Origin of the sequence: Marinobacter sp., assembly GCF_041595835.1 — a bacterium.
Classification (GTDB): Bacteria; Pseudomonadota; Gammaproteobacteria; order Pseudomonadales; family Oleiphilaceae; genus Marinobacter.
This window is the reverse complement of the sequence record NZ_JBFHJO010000023.1, coordinates 12,130-28,595: the sequence shown is the minus strand read 5'-3', so window position 1 is coordinate 28,595 and position 16,466 is coordinate 12,130. Positions and strand designations below refer to the sequence as shown.

Genomic DNA, 16,466 nt, shown 5'->3' with positions numbered 1-16,466 from the left:
GTAATCCATATACACGCAACACTAGCATTGTAGTGTGACGCACTTTTGTCAAAGTTCATTTATTGAACGCGGGCTAAAATGCCCCATGGTATAAGTGACATTGATACCCACCTGTTCGGGAATCTAAGGTCTATGGAAAGCCCTGCTCTCAACGACTTCGACCTGCACCTGTTTTCGGAGGGCCGCCACGGGCATATCTACAATGTGTTGGGGGCTCATCCAATGAGTCACCAAGGTGTTGAAGGTGTCAGGTTTGCAGTCTGGGCGCCAAATGCCCAATCTGTGAGTGTGATCGGCAGCTTTAACAGCTGGAACGCTGATCAGACACCGCTACAGCCAACAGAAGGCTATGGTGTTTGGTTTGCATTCGTTCCCGGGGTCTGTCCCGGTGCGTTGTATAAATTTGCCATCACGACCCGTGATGGCACGCAGATCATCAAAACGGACCCGTATGGCCAGGCTTTTGAACAGAGGCCTGCCAATGCCGCGATAGTTATCGAGCGCACCCCGTTTCCCTGGAATGATGGTGACTGGTTGTCTGAGCGCTCCCGATTTGACTGGCAGCACAGCCCTGTTTCCATTTACGAGGTGCATCCGGGTTCCTGGCGGCATCATGGATCAGGCCGGTGGCTCACCTATCGTGAGTTAGCAGATCAACTGGTCCCCTACGTACTCGAAACCGGTTTCACCCACATTGAGTTATTACCGATAACCGAACATCCACTGGATGAATCCTGGGGCTATCAGACAACGGGCTATTACGCACCTACCAGCCGCTATGGCAGCCCTGATGACCTCAGATATCTGGTTGACCAGTGCCACGCGAACAATATCGGCGTTATCCTCGACTGGGTGCCAGGACATTTTCCGGATGATTCCTTTGCTCTGGCTCAATTCGACGGCACGGCACTTTATGAGCATGAAGACCCACGGCGAGGGCGACATCAGGACTGGGGCACTCTGATCTACAACTACGGGCGCCATGAGGTGCGGAATTTTTTAATTGGAAGCGCTCTGTTCTGGCTCGACACCTTCCACTTAGATGGCCTCCGCGTAGATGCCGTGGCTTCCATGCTTTACCTCAACTATTCCCGTAAAGCTGGTGAATGGGTGCCCAACGAACAAGGGGGGCATGAAAACCTTGAAGCCATCGATTTCCTGAGAAAGCTTAACCAGGTATGCCAGACCCGTTTTCCTGGTACGTTGATGATAGCCGAAGAGTCAACCTCCTGGCCCAGAGTGACCCGACCGCCGGAGATTGGTGGGCTGGGGTTCAACCTGAAATGGAACATGGGATGGATGCACGACACCCTGGACTATCTCAGGCAAGACTCAGTGTACCGTCAATACCACCATGAGAAGCTGACCTTTGGTTTACTCTACGCCTACACCGAGAACTTCCTCTTACCCTTGTCCCATGATGAAGTTGTTCATGGCAAGTCGAGCCTGATTCAGAAAATGCCTGGGGATGACTGGCAGCAGAGGGCCTCTTTGCGGTTGCTGTTCAGCTACATGTTCACCTACCCCGGTGCGAAATTATTGTTTATGGGAGGGGAGTTTGGCCAACGCCGGGAGTGGAGTGAAAAACGTGAGCTGGATTGGGAGCTTCTGCAATACCCGGAGCATAGGGGAATCCAGAAATTGGTGCAGGATCTGAATAACCTCTATCGTAAACAACCGGCACTGTACCAGTGCAACTTCAGCTCAGAAGGGTTTGAATGGATTGACTGCCACGACTCGACTCAATCGGTTATCAGTTACCTGCGGAAAGAATCCAGAGACGGGCAGGCACTTGTCGTGGTGCTGAACTTTACCCCTGTTCCCCGGCACAACTATCGGATTGGCGTGCCTGCTGGCGGTAACTGGCAGGAGATCTTCAACTCTGATTCCAGCTATTACGGCGGCAGCAATGTGGGCAATCCCCTACCCGTGTGGGCATCACCGGAGAGCTGGATGGGGCGGCCCCACTCCCTCGCACTGACGTTGCCGCCTCTGGGTTTGATTGTACTGAGGCTCGAACCATGACCCGCATTCTGTTTGCCACCAGTGAAGTCTTTCCTCTGGTAAAAACCGGTGGTCTTGCCGACGTCTCGGCCAGTTTGCCTGAGGCTTTATGCAAACTTGGCTATGACTGCCAGATTCTGCTACCAGGCTATCCCGCTGCCTTGAAAGCGGCCAGAGAGGCAGGCTCACGAAGGAAAACCCGGTTTCGGCATGGCCAATATGACGTATCGCTTTGGCAAACCCGCTTGCCCGGAACCGCCGTTACACTCTGGCTGGTAGACAGCCCTGCTCTGTTTGACCGGGCAGGAGATAGCCCTTACCAGAATAAAGAAGGTGAAGACTGGTGGGATAACGCTCACCGGTTTCATCTGTTTGCCCAGATTGGAGCAATGATGGCATCAGGCCAACTCGATCTGGGATGGCAACCGGATATTGTGCACTGTAACGATTGGCAAACAGGATTGATCCCGGTATTTCTTAATGGCAATCAACACCCACCCAAGACGGTCTTCACAATTCACAACCTGGCTTACCAGGGGCTGTTCTCCCAAGAAACCTTCAGAGCACTGGGACTTCCCGATTACCTTTGGCACTACAGCTTCCTCGAGTTTCATGACCAGCTATCCTTTATCAAAGGCGGGCTTGTTTTCAGTGATGCGATCACAACCGTCAGCCCAAGCTATGCCGATGAAATTCAGACACCCTGGTTTGGTTACGGCCTGGATGGGTTGCTCCGGCACCGATCTGCCCATCTGAAAGGAATTCTCAACGGAATTGATACTCGCACATGGAATCCGGAAGACGACCCTTGGCTGGACTTCCACTTTGGCGCTGACAACCTGAAAAACAAAGAGAAGTGCAAAGAACGGCTCCAGAAAGATCTGGCGCTTTCGGTAACGAACGCGCCCCTGCTCGGCTTTGTTGGCCGACTGGTTGAGCAGAAAGGGTTGGACTGGATACTGGCCGTGCTTCGGCCGTTACTGGAGATGGGGTGTCAGTTTGCGATGCTAGGTTCGGGCCAGGCTCACTATCAGGAGCGTCTGCAGGAACTTGCCAGAGAATGGCCGCACCAGTTTTCGCTGACCTTGGGATACAACGAAGGCCTGGCTCATCAGATTACCGCAGGCAGCGATATGTTTCTGATGCCATCCCGCTTCGAGCCGTGCGGGCTGAACCAGATGTACAGCCTACGATACGGAACGATACCGATCGTGCATGGTGTTGGCGGTTTGAATGATACGGTTTTTGACCCGGGCGAAGAACCTGCTGAAAAAGCCAACGGATTAGTATTCCGTGAACCCACTGCCGATGCATTCTTCGACACAGTACGCCGTGCCTTGCGCCTCTTATCCGAGAAAAAAATCTGGCGCCAGTTACAGAGAAATGGCATGGCTGAGGATTATTCATGGAAACAAAGGGCGCGGGAATATGCAGACCTGTACCAGAGTCTGATAACCGGTGTTAACGGCAACCATGAGGACTAAGCCCTTTCTCGTGGCCGCAAGGAGGTCATGTTCATGCAAAAGGCAACCGAATTCAGGCTTGAAGCTCGCCCGAAAATTCCCGAAGCCATAGCGCGACTGGACGTTCTGGCCAATGATTTGCTGTATAGCTGGGACCACGGTGTGCGGGGGCTGTTTGCACGGCTTGACCTGCCGTTATGGCAGAAAGTAGAACACAATCCAAAGCTGTTTTTACGCCGTGTCTCTCAGCAACGATTGAACGAAGCGGCGAGCGACCGGGTTTTTCTGGCTGAGTATCGGCGAGTGCTTTCAAGCTATGACGTATACCTGGAAGCCGAGCCCGGCCCTGAAATTCAGCAAGCGCTCGATCCAGGTAACAGCCTTGTGGCCTACTTTTGCGCGGAATTCGGATTTCACGAAAGTTTCCCGATTTATTCTGGCGGACTGGGCATACTCGCCGGAGATCATTGTAAGGCTGCAAGCGACTTGGGATTACCTTTTGTTGCAGTAGGCTTGCTGTACCAGCAGGGATACTTCATTCAATCCATCGATGCTCAGGGACATCAGATCGCCCGCTATCAGTGTCATGCCAGTAACGAATTGCCAATTACGCCTGTTGAAATTAATGGCAGACAGCTTTTGGTGTCTGTGCCCTTTCCTGGCCGTGATGTGTACGCCAGGGTTTGGTTAGCACAGGTTGGCCACATAAGGCTGTACCTGCTTGATACAAATACGCCGGAGAACAACCGTGAAGACAGTCAGTTAACACTGCAACTCTATGGTGGCGATTCAGTTACCCGAATCAGCCAGGAAATGTTGCTGGGCATCGGGGGCACCCGTGCATTGTCAGAACTGGGTATTCAACCGACCGTCTGGCACATCAATGAAGGCCACGCCGCATTCCAGATACTGGAGCGTTGCCGAATGACCATGGCAAACGGGTTATCTTTTGATGCCGCACTGGAAGCCGTTGCCGGTGCCACATTGTTTACCACTCACACGCCGGTCCCTGCGGGACATGACCGGTTCCCAAGAGACCTTCTTGCCCACAACCTTGGCCCATACCTTGAACAGTCGGGCCTCGATTTTGATCATATCTTCACTCTCGGCGCGAAAAACGGTGGTGATAGTTTCAACATGACCAGTCTTGGGTTGTGTGGTTCACGCTACCACAACGGTGTTAGCCGAATTCATGGTGGTGTGGCCTCCTATATGGAACGTGAAATCTGGCCGCAGATTCCTCCTGAGGAAAACCCGATCGGGTATATTACTAACGGTGTTCACGTACGGACTTTCCTTGCCCCGGAGTGGGCCAGCTTGTTTGATATTCAGGCGCCAAACTGGAAAAGCGAACTTCTGAACCCTTCGTTCTGGGAATTTGTCGACCAAATTCCTGACTTTCATTACTGGAGCGTTCATAAAGCACTGAAGCAGCAGATGGCAGAATTTACGCTACGCCGTTTGCAACGACAGCACAGCAGAAACGGCACCGGCCAATCGGTCACGCACAGAATGGCCCGACAACTTACGTCACCGGATAAAGACGTACTGGTTATTGGGTTTGCCCGCCGCTTTGCTACGTACAAACGGGCAACGCTTATTTTCTCGGATCTCGCCAGGCTCGAGCGTCTTTTGACAAATCCGAAGCAGCCTGTGGTGTTGGTGTTCGCCGGAAAAGCCCACCCTCAGGACAAGCCTGGCCAACAGCTGATCAAAGTCATCCATGATTTGTCTATGCAGCCTTTGTTAATGGGCCATATCATTCTTCTGGAAGACTACGATCAGGCCATGGCTCGCCGTTTGCTGAGCGGCGTTGATATATGGCTGAACACACCCGAATATCCCAAAGAAGCCAGCGGAACATCCGGAGAAAAGGCCGCACTCAATGGTGCACTGAATCTAAGTGTCCTGGATGGCTGGTGGGGGGAAGGCTACGACGGCACTAATGGCTGGGCAATCGCGCCAAGAGACACCGGGTTAGATGCGGAGTTTCGTAACCGGGAGGAAGCGCACGACCTGCTCGACCTGCTAGAACAGGAAATCGTTCCTCTTTACTACGAGCGAGGATCGCAAGGCTATTCGCAGGGCTGGGTCATCCGTTCAAAGGCTTCGATGAAAACCATTCTTCCAAGATTCAACGCCCAGAGAATGGTGATGGATTATGTGCGAAATTATTATCAGCCTGCGACAGCCCAAGGACTTCGGCTTAGTGCTGATAATGGTGCGCTAGCCCGGGAACTTGCAGAGTGGAAAGCCAGAGTGCGAAACGCCTGGACGGGCGTGTCAATCAAGGTTCAGGGTTGCATTGAAGAGCGCTGCGCCTGGGATGAGTCTGTCGCAATCACTGTATCCGTGGCTTTGAACGGACTCATGCCGGAGGATGTCAGAGTGGAATGCCTGGTGGAGCCGGAGTGCACAGGCACGCACAAATTACCAGGACCAGACCGGTTTATCCTTGATCCGGTCGGTGAAGAAAACGGAGAAACCCTATACACCACACGAATAGCACCACCCTATCCTGGGCTCCAGACCGTGCGTATAAGAATGTGCCCATACCATAAGGCTCAGACACACCCTCACGAATTAGGCGCAATGCTCTGGGCCTGAATCCGAGGCGACGGTCTCGATGCTGTGGGCTGCAAAAGCATTCACCACAGGGTTCGCATACATATCAATCAGATAGCGCTTGCTATCAGCATTGCAGGCTTGCAATCGCGATTCCATTTCAACTTTGGCGGCCTCAAGTTCTTCGGGCGTCAAGGTTTCTGCAATGGCTAAATGTTTGCGAATATTTTCCAGCGTAACCGGTTCACCGGATTGCTCCTCGCGCATGTTATAGGCAACCAGGTTGGACGCGTGAAGGTGGTAATTGGCGTGCATCTCATGGTCAATGCGTGCGGCTAAGGCTTTCGGGTTATTCGGCGCGTCCTTAATTGGTTCACCAAAGTGTACGTGTACATGCCCTTTGAAGCCTGTTAGCCCCTTCATGATCTGCTCTGTGTCTTCTCCCTCAGCTTTCTGGTACGCACCAGTACGCCCCCGAATTTCAAGCTCCCTGGCTTTATCGGTATCACACGGGTCGTATTCATAGGAGATAGAGACAGGAACAATGTGAAGCCGGCTTAGCGCCTCATCAAAACTAAGGCCAGACTTCTTCTTGCTCATGTAGAACATCTTAATAATGGCCGGATCGGTAACGTCGATACCGTCTTTGGCTCGTCCTTCGCGCTGGGCAATCCAGATACTGTGGTTAGTGTCGATACTGTGATTGATGAAACCGGATAGCGTCATGTAGGCATCCCGCATTTCTCGCGGGCTGGTCATATTTCTGCGCACGAGGAAGCTTTTATTCAGCTTCATCATTTCAGCGAACACTCGGTTAGCCAGCAGGTTATCGCCTATAGCGATGCGCGTGGTTTTGTGGCCGTTCTGGAACAGAAGATAGTTCACGACCATCGGGTCAAACACAATGTCGCGGTGATTTGAGATAAACAGGTGGGCACTGGTTTTGCTCAGGTTTTCGAGGCCACTGTGGGTTACTTTCAAAGTGGTGCTTTCAACCAACTCTCCAACGTACTGCGACAACTGTGCCTGTAAATCATCCACCCGTTTAATCTGGCCGAAATGAGCAGTTAACCAGCGTCTGGTGAAAAAGCGCAGTAACGCCGGAGCCCACTTCGCCAACCGGGGCGACTTGAACCGGCCAATCATATTCAGGAATTCCGGATCGTTTACCAGCCGATGAATAGCGGGGGCTGTTTCTTCGTCCGAATAAGGTCGGATTGAGTCAAATTCCTGCATGCGGGCCCTGTTGGTGTTCGAGGTTGTTAATCGAAGTCTCAGAAGGAGCAATATTGTAGCGGTTCTGATATCAGTTTGCCTCTATCCGAAAGCCTGAAATCTCATTCAGTTGGCTGAATCTGATATCATTCCGGGCCTGAAGTGAACTCCCCCCAAAGGCCAGACGCGATCATGTACCAGGAACAGGACTTCGAGCAACTCGCCAAAGAGCGCCCATCGGCTTCAGGCAAGAGCCCTGAACAGGTTCTGCACGAAGTGTTTGGTTATGAATCCTTCCGCCCTCTGCAGGGGGACATCGTCCGGGAAGTCATTGAGGGTGGTGATGCCCTGGTTCTGATGCCCACTGGTGGCGGTAAATCCTTGTGTTACCAGGTGCCAGCCCTTGTGCGCACAGGCACTGCCATTGTTATCTCGCCGTTAATTGCTCTGATGCAAGATCAGGTGAATGCACTTCGGGAACTGGGGGTGAAAGCAGCCTTCCTCAATTCAACAATGGATTTTGAACAAGCCCGGGCAACTGAGTACGCTCTGATGACCGGCGAACTGGATCTTCTTTACTGCGCACCTGAACGCTTAATTCAACCTCGTATTATCGAACTCCTGCACAATTCATCACTGTCACTGTTTGCAATAGATGAAGCACACTGTGTTTCCCAGTGGGGCCACGATTTCCGGTCAGACTATCTTCAGCTCAGCATGCTGGCCGAAGAGTTTCCTGGCATCCCCCGTATCGCACTAACAGCAACCGCTGACGCACGTACACGCAAAGAAATTGCAGAGCGTCTGTCGCTGACAGAAGCCCGGCATTTCATCAGCGGTTTTGATCGGCCGAATATTCAATACAGAATCACGCCAAAAACAAATGCTAACAAGCAGTTGCTGGATTTTATTAAAGCAGAGCATGAGAATGACTGTGGCATTGTTTACTGCCTGTCCCGCAACAAAGTTGATGCCACCGCAAAGCTGCTGGCGGATAAAGGCTACACAGCCCTGCCCTACCATGCCGGACTGACAAGCGAGCAACGGGCGCAAAATCAGGATCGATTTCTGCGTGAAGATGGCGTGATCATCGTCGCAACCATTGCCTTCGGTATGGGGATTGATAAACCCGATGTGCGCTTCGTGGCACACCTGGATCTTCCTAAAAGCCTGGAGGCCTATTATCAGGAAACCGGCCGGGCTGGCCGGGACGGCAAACCTTCAACCGCATGGATGGTTTACGGCCTTCAGGATGTCATTAAGTTACGACAGATGCTCGAAGGCTCACAGGGCAATGATCACTTTAAACGGGTTGAGCGCCAGAAACTGGATGCCATGCTAGGCTTGTGTGAAATCACCCAATGTCGCCGCCAGGTATTGTTGCGTTACTTTGGCGACACCCTCGATACACCGTGTGGGAATTGCGATACCTGCCTTAATCCACCGGAAACATGGGATGGCTCCGTTGCTGTTCAGAAGGCATTGTCTTGTGTTTTTCGTACCGGTCAGCGGTATGGTGTGACTTACCTTATTGATGTACTTCGTGGCTCCGCAAACGAACGCATCCTGCAGGCTGGGCATCAGTCCATATCCACCTTCGGAATTGGTACAGAACTTTCAGCGAATGAGTGGAAATCGGTGTTTCGCCAACTGGTTGCCAATGGCTACCTGAGAGCAGACCCGGAGGGATACGGCGCGTTGCAGCTCACTGAAGAGTGTCGCCCACTGCTAAAAGGTGAGCAGCGTATAGAGTTACGCAAAGACCCTGCCCCCAGGAAATCAAATTCCAGCAGGTCTTCAGGAAAGCGGAGCGGTTCAAACGTAAGGGAACAGATCACCGACCATGATGGCTGGGAAGCCCTTCGTGCTTGTCGCAAGGCTCTGGCAGAGAAACAAGGTGTGCCACCCTACGTCATTTTCCATGACACAACCTTGTTCGACATGCTGGAACGCAAACCAGCCTCTCTTGATGAGCTGGCAGAGGTTAGTGGTGTTGGCGCAGCGAAGCTGGAAAAATATGGTGATATCTTCCTGCAAGCGCTGCGTGAGATGGGTCAGCCCTGAGGCTTGAAGCCTTTCTTACGTACCCGGTATTGGGCGAAGGATGTTGCAACGTGATTGCCTTCTTCGTCCCTTAAAATGCCTTCCAGCGTGAATTTACCCCGGCCAGTTGCGTCTGCGTCAGCCAGTACCTCAGCAACGGTTTCCGGAGGTAGTGTAAATTCAACTTCAACATCCGAGTTGGCCGGCTGCAGGAACTCCAGTGTCATTCCTTTAAGAATCGGGGTATAGGCAGGGCCAAGATCGAACAGTGTCATCACGCCGCCAGGGATTTCTGCCACCAGAAAATAAGCGCCGGCATACAGGCTGCCAAAGTGGTTCTTATTGCCCTTCAGTTTTACTTTCGCCCGCACATACCCGGGGCGTAATTCCTCTACCGTGAAGCCATTACGGGTAGCAAACGGTATTGCCATGCCAATAATCCGATTGATGGCTGCATAGCCTCCTGTCTTTTTAAGCCATTCAACAGGTTCCAACAGAGTTGCCTTGGCATCTGTATTTACAACCCATTGGCCTGCAGAGCCAATAAGTGAATCGATAATCGTCATAATGGTGTTCCTTAATCAGAGTGACCGGATAATTGCAGCGCCGTTGCTTTGATTCAAGAATCTTTTAAGCATTTAACAGATATTTTATCTGTTAGTTTACGTTTTCTGAATTAATCTAACTGTTAATCTGTCACAGTAGAGTTATCTCGTCTTGTTGCCCGCAGTGGAAGGAGCAATAGATTGCTAAAAAAAATCACAATAATGGCAAAATATGTTCTGTATCTTCTGGGTTTAACCGGATTTTTACTGAGTGGTCCCGTCTTTGCTGATCCCCCCAAGACGCCTGAGACCCGAGATTACATTCTTTGGTACCGAAATTATGACAACCCGGCGATCTATGCCCTTGTCAGATTAGCGCTGGAAAAAACTCCGGAATATGGCGCATTCAATTTGCTTAGAAGCGTAGAGTTAAGCCAGGGCCGGGTTCTTCGGGAACTGGCCGGAGAAAACCACAAACTAGTCACCATCGCCAACGTCGCAACCACCCCCGAAAGAGAAGCCATACTAAGTGCTATCCCGATACCAATTGATGGAGGGCTTTTAGGGTTCAGGGTTTGCCTGGTACTACCGGAAGCTCTTCCCAGGTTTTCAGGTATCAAAAACATCGCTGACTTCGAAACTCACCAGATCCGTATCGGGCAAGGCACCCATTGGCCTGACACCCCAATTCTTGAAAATAACGGAATTCAGGTGGTCACTCACGCACGCTACGAAATACTGTTCGGCATGCTAAAAAACCATAGGTTTGAGTGCTTCGCCAGAGGGATCAGTGAGGTTATGTTCGACATGGAGCACAGTCACGCTGAAGGGCTGGTAATTGAACCCAATCTTTTGCTGGCATACGCGATGCCGTCTTATCTTTTTGTTGCCCGAACAGACCTGGACGCTGCCCATCGCCTTCAACTGGGCCTTGAACGAGCCATTATTGATGGCAGTTTCGCCAAATACCTTAAACGTTCTTTTGGTAAAGCCATCTCGGAATTAGGTTTGGAAAGAAGGACAGTCATTGCGCTGGATAATCCGTATCTGACGGAAGACTCCGAATACGTGGCCAGGCATATTCTGGAAAACCTGCGTCGCAGGATTGAATACATGACCAGCAAGGAATAACGCCTTCAATGCCGAGTCCCCGCTACTCTGCTAAAATCGGCACACTGTCGCTCCAGTCCGACGCCCAAAGCTAACGGAGAGTGTTTGAATGGCTCACGAAGACCTGCACCTGAATCTGCGCAACCTCACCTTGGATGACTACAGCCAACTCCAGGCGTTGATGGACGATGTATACGACGATATCGGCGGTGCCTGGCCAAAAGAAACCATTAAAGCCCTGGTCGAGCAGTTTCCCGACGGGCAGGTCTGCATTGAAGAAAGTGGTCGCTTGGTTGCGGTTGCTCTAACGGTTTGCGTGAAATATGAACGGTTCAGCAACCCCCATACCTACGATGACCTGATCCTGCGTAATGAAAAGCTTTGGCATAATCCGAATGGCGACTCGCTGTATGGTCTGGATGTATTCATTCATCCTGAATACCGGGGCTATCGCCTGGGCCGCAGATTGTACGAGGCGCGAAAAGAACTGTGCCGTTCCATGAACCTGAGAGCGATCCTTGCTGGCGGCCGAATCCCCTATTACTTCAAATATGCCGAACAATATACGCCGGAAGAATACATTCAGCGGGTAAGCCGCAAAGATATCTACGACCCGATTTTAAGCTTCCAGCTGTCCAATGACTTCCAGGTCACCCGGCTGATGCATAAATACTTACCGGAAGACAAAAAGTCTCTGGGGTATGCAACCCTTCTGGAATGGCGGAACATTCTTTATCTGCCGCCATCTTCCGTTCTGGATGTAAAGAAAACCCAGGTACGAATGGGCGCAGTACAATGGCAGATGCGGGAGTTTGGTTCTGTAGAGGAAGTATTGAAGCAGGTAGAGTATTTCGTGGATGCGCTGTCTGATTATAAAAGTGATTTTGCGCTCTTCCCTGAGTTTTTTAATGCCCCGCTGATGGGCCTGACAGACCAGGTGGATCAGACCCGCGCTATTCGATTCCTGGCCGGATTCACTGAACAATTCCGTAACGAAATGTCGGATATGGCTGTGAGCTACAACATCAATATCATCACGGGTTCGATGCCGTTGATTGAAGATGACCGGGTATACAATGTTTCCTATCTGTGTCACCGGGATGGGCGGGTTGATGAGCAACGCAAGATTCATATCACTCCACACGAAAGGCGTGACTGGGTGATTGAAGGCGGACACGAGTTCAATGTGTTTGAAACAGATGCCGGCCGTGTCGCCATCCTTATTTGTTATGATATTGAGTTTCCGGAACTCGGCCGGATAGCCGCAACCCAGGAAGTGGATATTATTTGCGTCCCCTTCTGGACAGATACCAAAAACGGTTATCTTCGGGTTCGGCACTGTGCTCAGGCCAGGGCCATTGAAAACGAATGTTATGTTGTCATTACCGGAAGCGTAGGAAACCTGCCAAAGGTTGAAAACCTGGATGTTCAATATGCCCAGTCTTCCGTATTTTCACCTTCCGATTTTGCTTTTCCGCACGATGCCGTGATGGCAGAAACAACGCCTAATACGGAAATGATCATGTTTTCAGACATGGATTTAGAAAAACTAAAATTGGTAAGAAACGAAGGCTCGGTCACAAATCTAAAAGATCGGCGCGTAGATCTGTATCAAATCAAAACCTGACAATCAGATTGATGTAGTATCCGGGCTAAAAATTGAGGCTGTGCTTCTTAATATTATGAAAAGGTTATGGTCAATAACGAGTGCCATTGCCAAATTGTCAGACACCGTCTATGGTTTAATTTGCGTTCACATCATCTTGCTGCTTAGAGAAACCGAGAAAACGTTTCATGAATGAAGAGTTACCCGACCTTGTCGCCCATTTCCGCTTCCGGCATAGTTTTTTCCGGCGGGAAGCTGTGCAGGCTCGTCTATACGAGCTGGACAACTTCGGGTGCGTCATGAAAACGGATAAACCGTTTGAGCCTGGTGATACGGTAACTCTTGATCTGGTCATGCAAATGCCCCTGGATGATATTCGGGCAGAAGGCATTTCCGGCTTAGTCACTGAAAAAAGAAAGCACTGTAGTAACTTCTTCTACTCAGTTGATTTTATACATCTTGATGAGAGTGATAGTTCGCCGTTGTCTGAGAAGTTACAGCGTATTCGTGAAGTGCTTCTGAAAAAACAAAGCCTCAAATCCCGCAGGTCTGCCAACCCGACACCCAGGGCAAAGCAACTTGCCTGAGTTCGTTTTACCTAACCATGCCCCGTTCCGTAAGGAGACAGTCTGATGGCAAAGAAAGCCAAGCCGAGCATCGACAAAATCGTTAAAAAAGTAAACAAAGAGTTTGAAAAAGCATCGTCTCAGATTGAAAACCTGATTACCGATGGCCTCAAACAATTTGATCAATTGCAGAGCCAGGTTCAAGACCCTGTCCGCAAACTGCTAAAAGAGATTGAGGAATTGCGTGAGCGCGAAGTTGCACGCTTCAATGACGAATTTGAACGTCGTATGAACGAGTTTCACGAGCTTCAGGCCAGCCTGCTGGACAAATTAGGCATGGCCTCCAAAGACGCTGGTGAAGATGTTAAAAAGGCGGTTGATACGGCAACAGAAAAAGCCAGAAAGGCTGCCAAACCAACAACTCCAGCCAAGCCCGCAGCTAAAAAACCTGCTGCCAAGAAACCGGCCAAACCTAAGGCGCCAAAGTCTGTTGACAAGTCCGACCTCACCCGAGTGAAAGGTATTGGCCCTGCAACGGCTAAAAAAATGAAAGAGGCCGGTATTACGTCTATCGAACAGATTGCTAACCCAAGTGAAGCCGACAAGCAGAAACTTGAGGCCTTTAAAAGCGTAAAAGGCTTCAGCGAACTTTCCGCTGAAGCGAAAAAAGTACTTTAAGTGCTTTTCTGAACAGCAAGCGCCAGAGCTTTTTCAAGGTTCTGGCGCTCCTGTTCGGGCTTAAACGTATCTGCAAGCTCCATCACCCGTTGCCTGAGTTTCGCCAGAAATTCACCGTCAGTTTCTGTCCGGTACATCAATTCGGCAAGCCGCTTGTCATCCCTGACCGGGAAATACCCCGGGTAGTCCTTCCCCAGCAACCCCCTGTTGCCCGGAATATCAGAAGCCAGAATCGGTAGCCCAGCTCTGCACGCTTCAGAGATCACATTGGCCCCGCCTTCCATAACTGAACTGATCACCATTACATTGCTAACGGCTATCAGGTTGGCAATCTCTGCTTTGTTTAGTTCACCCAGCCACTGAAAACGAGGGTTATCCCTGCTTTCCTGAAGCGCTTTTTCACGCCACTCTTCTGTATAGGGCTTCCCTGCACAGGAAATAATAATTTCTGAATCATCGGGTAAGTGGCGGCTCGCGACACCCGCTCTCAGAGAGTCTTTTTCATCCCGAAGATGGCCAATCACACAAATATGGAACTGTCCTGGCTCTGACCGAGACCCCGCAAACGCTGTGGGTTGTTCTGAAGATTGGCGAAATGTTACCAGCTTGCTTCTATACAGCTCAGGGATATCCTGGCTAACCAGATCATGCAGGCCGATAAGCAGATCTGCAGTCTCCATAGAGGCATAAGTAACGTCCGGGAATTCATGCTGATAGTGATAGATATCTGTACCGGTAAGCACCACAATCAGCGGCTTTTCTGGCCAGGCTTCCCTGAACGCTTTAACCGCTTTGGCACTACGCCAGGCATGGAGCGCGATAAGCAGGTCGCATTGCTCACCCTGATACTCAGTCAATACGCTTACATGGTGTCCGGATTGTTCCAGTAAGTGGTGCCACCGCATGGCCGTTGCCCGATTTCCAGCTCTGGAGCCTTCCTCGGCGGGGGTAATAATGATGATATTCATGGCCACCACGTTTAAGATTTTCTGAAATTCTGCCCGGGACAGTGGCAAGGGTAAAGCGTTGAACAGTATTCCGGTATTTCAATTCGGCAAATCAGGGTATCCTAAGGCCGATTTTGGCGTCTCCCCGCCTTCACATAACTATTTACGACAAAGGAATGAACTTCATGGCGATGAAACACTTCCGCAAGTGGTTAGCCACTGGCCTGATCTCGATGTCTGCGTTTTCTGTGGCCCAAGCTGAGACCTTCGTTTTTACGGCCATCCCGGACGAAGACGAAACCAAACTGGTTGAGCGCTTTCAGGGAGTGGCAGACTATCTCTCGGAAGAGCTGGAGGCAGACGTCCGCTATATTCCTGTTAAATCTTATGCAGCCGCTGTGTCGGCCTTCCGCAACAACCAGGTTCAACTGGCCTGGTTTGGTGGTTTATCCGGTGTACAAGCCCGCCGCCTGGTTTCTGGCTCTGAAGCAATCGCACAAGGCGTGGAAGACGAAGCCTTCGTAACCTACTTCATCGCCAACACCGAAACAGGTATTGCGCCTTCTGAGTCTTTTGAAAGCCTGGAAGACAGTCTTCGCGGTAAAACATTTACGTTTGGTTCCAAAGGCTCTACCTCCGGTCGCCTGATGCCCGAATTTTACCTTCGTGATACCTTCGGCGAAGCGCCTGACTCACTTTTTTCCCGTGTAGGTTTCAGTGGCAACCACACTCGCACCCTACGATTGGTTGAGGCGGGCACTTATGAGGTTGGTGCGCTGAACTTCCAGGTCTGGGAAAAAGAAATGTCGGAAGGCAACATCGATACCGACGCAGTTCAAATCATCTGGAAGACCCCGGCTTACCCGGATTACCAGTGGACTATTCGTGGTGATGTAAATGAAACCTATGGTGACGGCTTCAAAGACCGTGTAACCAAAGCCTTGCTGGAACTTGACGACCCTGCCCTGCTGAAAAGTTTCCCGCGGTCGGGCTTTATTCCCGTATCTAACGATGATTACGAGCCGATTCGTAAAACCGCTGAAAACATCGGAATCCTGGATTGATGTCAGGGTTTGAATTTCATGGCCTGACAGCCAGTTTCAAGGGACAGCGGGTTATAGGCCCGCTATCCCTTCGTGTTAACAGCGGTGAACATGTCGCGCTGGTTGGCAAAAGCGGCGCGGGCAAGTCAACACTGATAAAAGTGCTGTATGAACGCCTTTTGCAACAGGCCTCCCTGGTGCCTCAGGGGTTAGGGCTGGTTAATGCACTGCCGGTTTTTCATAACGTGTTCATCGGGCAGCTTGACCAACACCCGACCTGGTATAACACGCTGACGCTGATCAGACCGTTCAAGAACGACAAGCGCACAGTAAAAGCCTTGTTGAGTGAGCTGGATATTGCGGAAAAACTCTGGGTTCCTGCCGCTGCCTTGTCAGGCGGCCAACGCCAACGGGTTGCGATTGCCCGGGCCCTGTATCGTCAGGCACCGGTTCTGCTGGCTGATGAGCCAATTTCAGCACTTGATGGCCCTATGGCACACCTGACGATGAAACTGCTGACTGAGCGATTCAGCACCAGCATTATTGCTTTGCACGATGTTGAAATGGCACTCACCTATTGTGACCGCATTATCGGCATTCAAGGTGGGCAGATTGCCTTAGACGAGCCAGCGAAGAATCTTGCAGCGTCAGACATCATGTCGCTTTACTGACAGGCCCATA

13 protein-coding genes are annotated in these 16,466 nt (G+C 51.0%); 10 read left to right on the top strand and 3 right to left on the bottom strand.

Annotated elements, in window-relative coordinates:
• Positions 1–132: 132 nt before the first annotated feature.
• Genes glgB through glgP form a run of 3 tightly spaced genes read left to right on the top strand, consistent with a single transcriptional unit; the run spans position 133 to position 6,074 of the window.
• Positions 133–2,025: a 1,4-alpha-glucan branching protein GlgB gene (gene glgB, locus ABYA77_RS09300; protein ID WP_372965683.1), complete on the top strand. Its 1,893-nt coding sequence runs from the start codon at positions 133–135 to the stop codon at positions 2,023–2,025.
• Positions 2,022–3,488, top strand: coding sequence for a glycogen synthase GlgA (gene glgA, locus ABYA77_RS09295; protein WP_372965682.1), 1,467 nt, complete (start codon positions 2,022–2,024; stop codon positions 3,486–3,488). The genes glgB and glgA overlap by 4 nt, the downstream gene beginning before the upstream one ends.
• Before the next feature lie 33 nt (positions 3,489–3,521).
• Positions 3,522–6,074 (top strand): alpha-glucan family phosphorylase, encoded by a 2,553-nt coding sequence (gene glgP, locus ABYA77_RS09290; protein WP_372965681.1) that lies wholly within the window; start codon positions 3,522–3,524, stop codon positions 6,072–6,074.
• Here the strand turns inward: glgP and ABYA77_RS09285 are convergent.
• A complete protein-coding gene (locus tag ABYA77_RS09285) occupies positions 6,051–7,268 on the bottom strand; it encodes a lysophospholipid acyltransferase family protein (protein ID WP_372965680.1) in 1,218 nt (405 codons plus the stop codon). The two genes, glgP and ABYA77_RS09285, sit on opposite strands and share 24 nt — an antisense overlap.
• Positions 7,269–7,439: 171 nt before the next feature.
• Between ABYA77_RS09285 and recQ the strand changes: the two genes are divergently transcribed.
• Positions 7,440–9,311 carry a DNA helicase RecQ gene (gene recQ / locus ABYA77_RS09280; RefSeq protein ID WP_372965679.1) on the top strand — a complete coding sequence of 624 codons (1,872 nt, stop codon included), beginning with the start codon at positions 7,440–7,442 and terminating at the stop codon, positions 9,309–9,311.
• Here recQ and ABYA77_RS09275 read toward each other — a convergent pair.
• Entirely contained in the window at positions 9,302–9,856 is a 555-nt protein-coding gene (locus ABYA77_RS09275) for a YiiD C-terminal domain-containing protein (protein WP_372965678.1), read from the bottom strand. The two genes, recQ and ABYA77_RS09275, sit on opposite strands and share 10 nt — an antisense overlap.
• 180 nt (positions 9,857–10,036) lie before the next feature.
• On the opposite strand from ABYA77_RS09275, the gene ABYA77_RS09270 reads away from it, so the two are divergent.
• The 4 genes from ABYA77_RS09270 to ABYA77_RS09255 all read left to right on the top strand — a co-directional run bounded on the left by ABYA77_RS09270 (position 10,037) and on the right by ABYA77_RS09255 (position 13,795).
• Positions 10,037–10,966: a hypothetical protein gene (locus ABYA77_RS09270; RefSeq protein ID WP_372965677.1), complete on the top strand. Its 930-nt coding sequence runs from the start codon at positions 10,037–10,039 to the stop codon at positions 10,964–10,966.
• Between the two features lie 88 nt (positions 10,967–11,054).
• A complete protein-coding gene (locus tag ABYA77_RS09265; protein ID WP_372965676.1) occupies positions 11,055–12,572 on the top strand; it encodes a GNAT family N-acetyltransferase in 1,518 nt (505 codons plus the stop codon).
• A 167-nt stretch (positions 12,573–12,739) separates the two neighbouring features.
• The gene (locus ABYA77_RS09260; protein ID WP_372965675.1) at positions 12,740–13,138 is read left to right on the top strand and encodes a hypothetical protein; all 399 of its coding nucleotides are present in this window, start codon (positions 12,740–12,742) and stop codon (positions 13,136–13,138) included.
• 45 nt (positions 13,139–13,183) lie between these two features.
• Positions 13,184–13,795 carry a helix-hairpin-helix domain-containing protein gene (locus ABYA77_RS09255; RefSeq protein WP_372965674.1) on the top strand — a complete coding sequence of 204 codons (612 nt, stop codon included), beginning with the start codon at positions 13,184–13,186 and terminating at the stop codon, positions 13,793–13,795.
• Here the strand turns inward: ABYA77_RS09255 and senB are convergent.
• Positions 13,792–14,763, bottom strand: coding sequence for a selenoneine biosynthesis selenosugar synthase SenB (gene senB, locus ABYA77_RS09250; RefSeq protein WP_372965673.1), 972 nt, complete (start codon positions 14,761–14,763; stop codon positions 13,792–13,794). The two genes, ABYA77_RS09255 and senB, sit on opposite strands and share 4 nt — an antisense overlap.
• 164 nt (positions 14,764–14,927) lie before the next feature.
• Here senB and ABYA77_RS09245 point away from each other — a divergent pair, with 164 nt between their 5' ends.
• Positions 14,928–15,806 carry a putative selenate ABC transporter substrate-binding protein gene (locus ABYA77_RS09245; RefSeq protein ID WP_372965672.1) on the top strand — a complete coding sequence of 293 codons (879 nt, stop codon included), beginning with the start codon at positions 14,928–14,930 and terminating at the stop codon, positions 15,804–15,806.
• Positions 15,806–16,456 (top strand): ATP-binding cassette domain-containing protein, encoded by a 651-nt coding sequence (locus tag ABYA77_RS09240; protein ID WP_372965671.1) that lies wholly within the window; start codon positions 15,806–15,808, stop codon positions 16,454–16,456. The genes ABYA77_RS09245 and ABYA77_RS09240 overlap by 1 nt, the downstream gene beginning before the upstream one ends.
• Positions 16,457–16,466: the final 10 nt, after the last annotated feature.

Coding starts and splice junctions, on each gene's coding strand:
- glgB (WP_372965683.1), top strand. CDS start 133: ATGGAAAGCCCTGCTCTCAACGACTTCGACCTGCACCTGTTTTCGGAG.
- glgA (WP_372965682.1), top strand. CDS start 2,022: ATGACCCGCATTCTGTTTGCCACCAGTGAAGTCTTTCCTCTGGTAAAA.
- glgP (WP_372965681.1), top strand. CDS start 3,522: ATGCAAAAGGCAACCGAATTCAGGCTTGAAGCTCGCCCGAAAATTCCC.
- ABYA77_RS09285 (WP_372965680.1), bottom strand. CDS start 7,268: ATGCAGGAATTTGACTCAATCCGACCTTATTCGGACGAAGAAACAGCC.
- recQ (WP_372965679.1), top strand. CDS start 7,440: ATGTACCAGGAACAGGACTTCGAGCAACTCGCCAAAGAGCGCCCATCG.
- ABYA77_RS09275 (WP_372965678.1), bottom strand. CDS start 9,856: ATGACGATTATCGATTCACTTATTGGCTCTGCAGGCCAATGGGTTGTA.
- ABYA77_RS09265 (WP_372965676.1), top strand. CDS start 11,055: ATGGCTCACGAAGACCTGCACCTGAATCTGCGCAACCTCACCTTGGAT.
- ABYA77_RS09260 (WP_372965675.1), top strand. CDS start 12,740: ATGAATGAAGAGTTACCCGACCTTGTCGCCCATTTCCGCTTCCGGCAT.
- ABYA77_RS09255 (WP_372965674.1), top strand. CDS start 13,184: ATGGCAAAGAAAGCCAAGCCGAGCATCGACAAAATCGTTAAAAAAGTA.
- senB (WP_372965673.1), bottom strand. CDS start 14,763: ATGAATATCATCATTATTACCCCCGCCGAGGAAGGCTCCAGAGCTGGA.
- ABYA77_RS09245 (WP_372965672.1), top strand. CDS start 14,928: ATGGCGATGAAACACTTCCGCAAGTGGTTAGCCACTGGCCTGATCTCG.
- ABYA77_RS09240 (WP_372965671.1), top strand. CDS start 15,806: ATGTCAGGGTTTGAATTTCATGGCCTGACAGCCAGTTTCAAGGGACAG.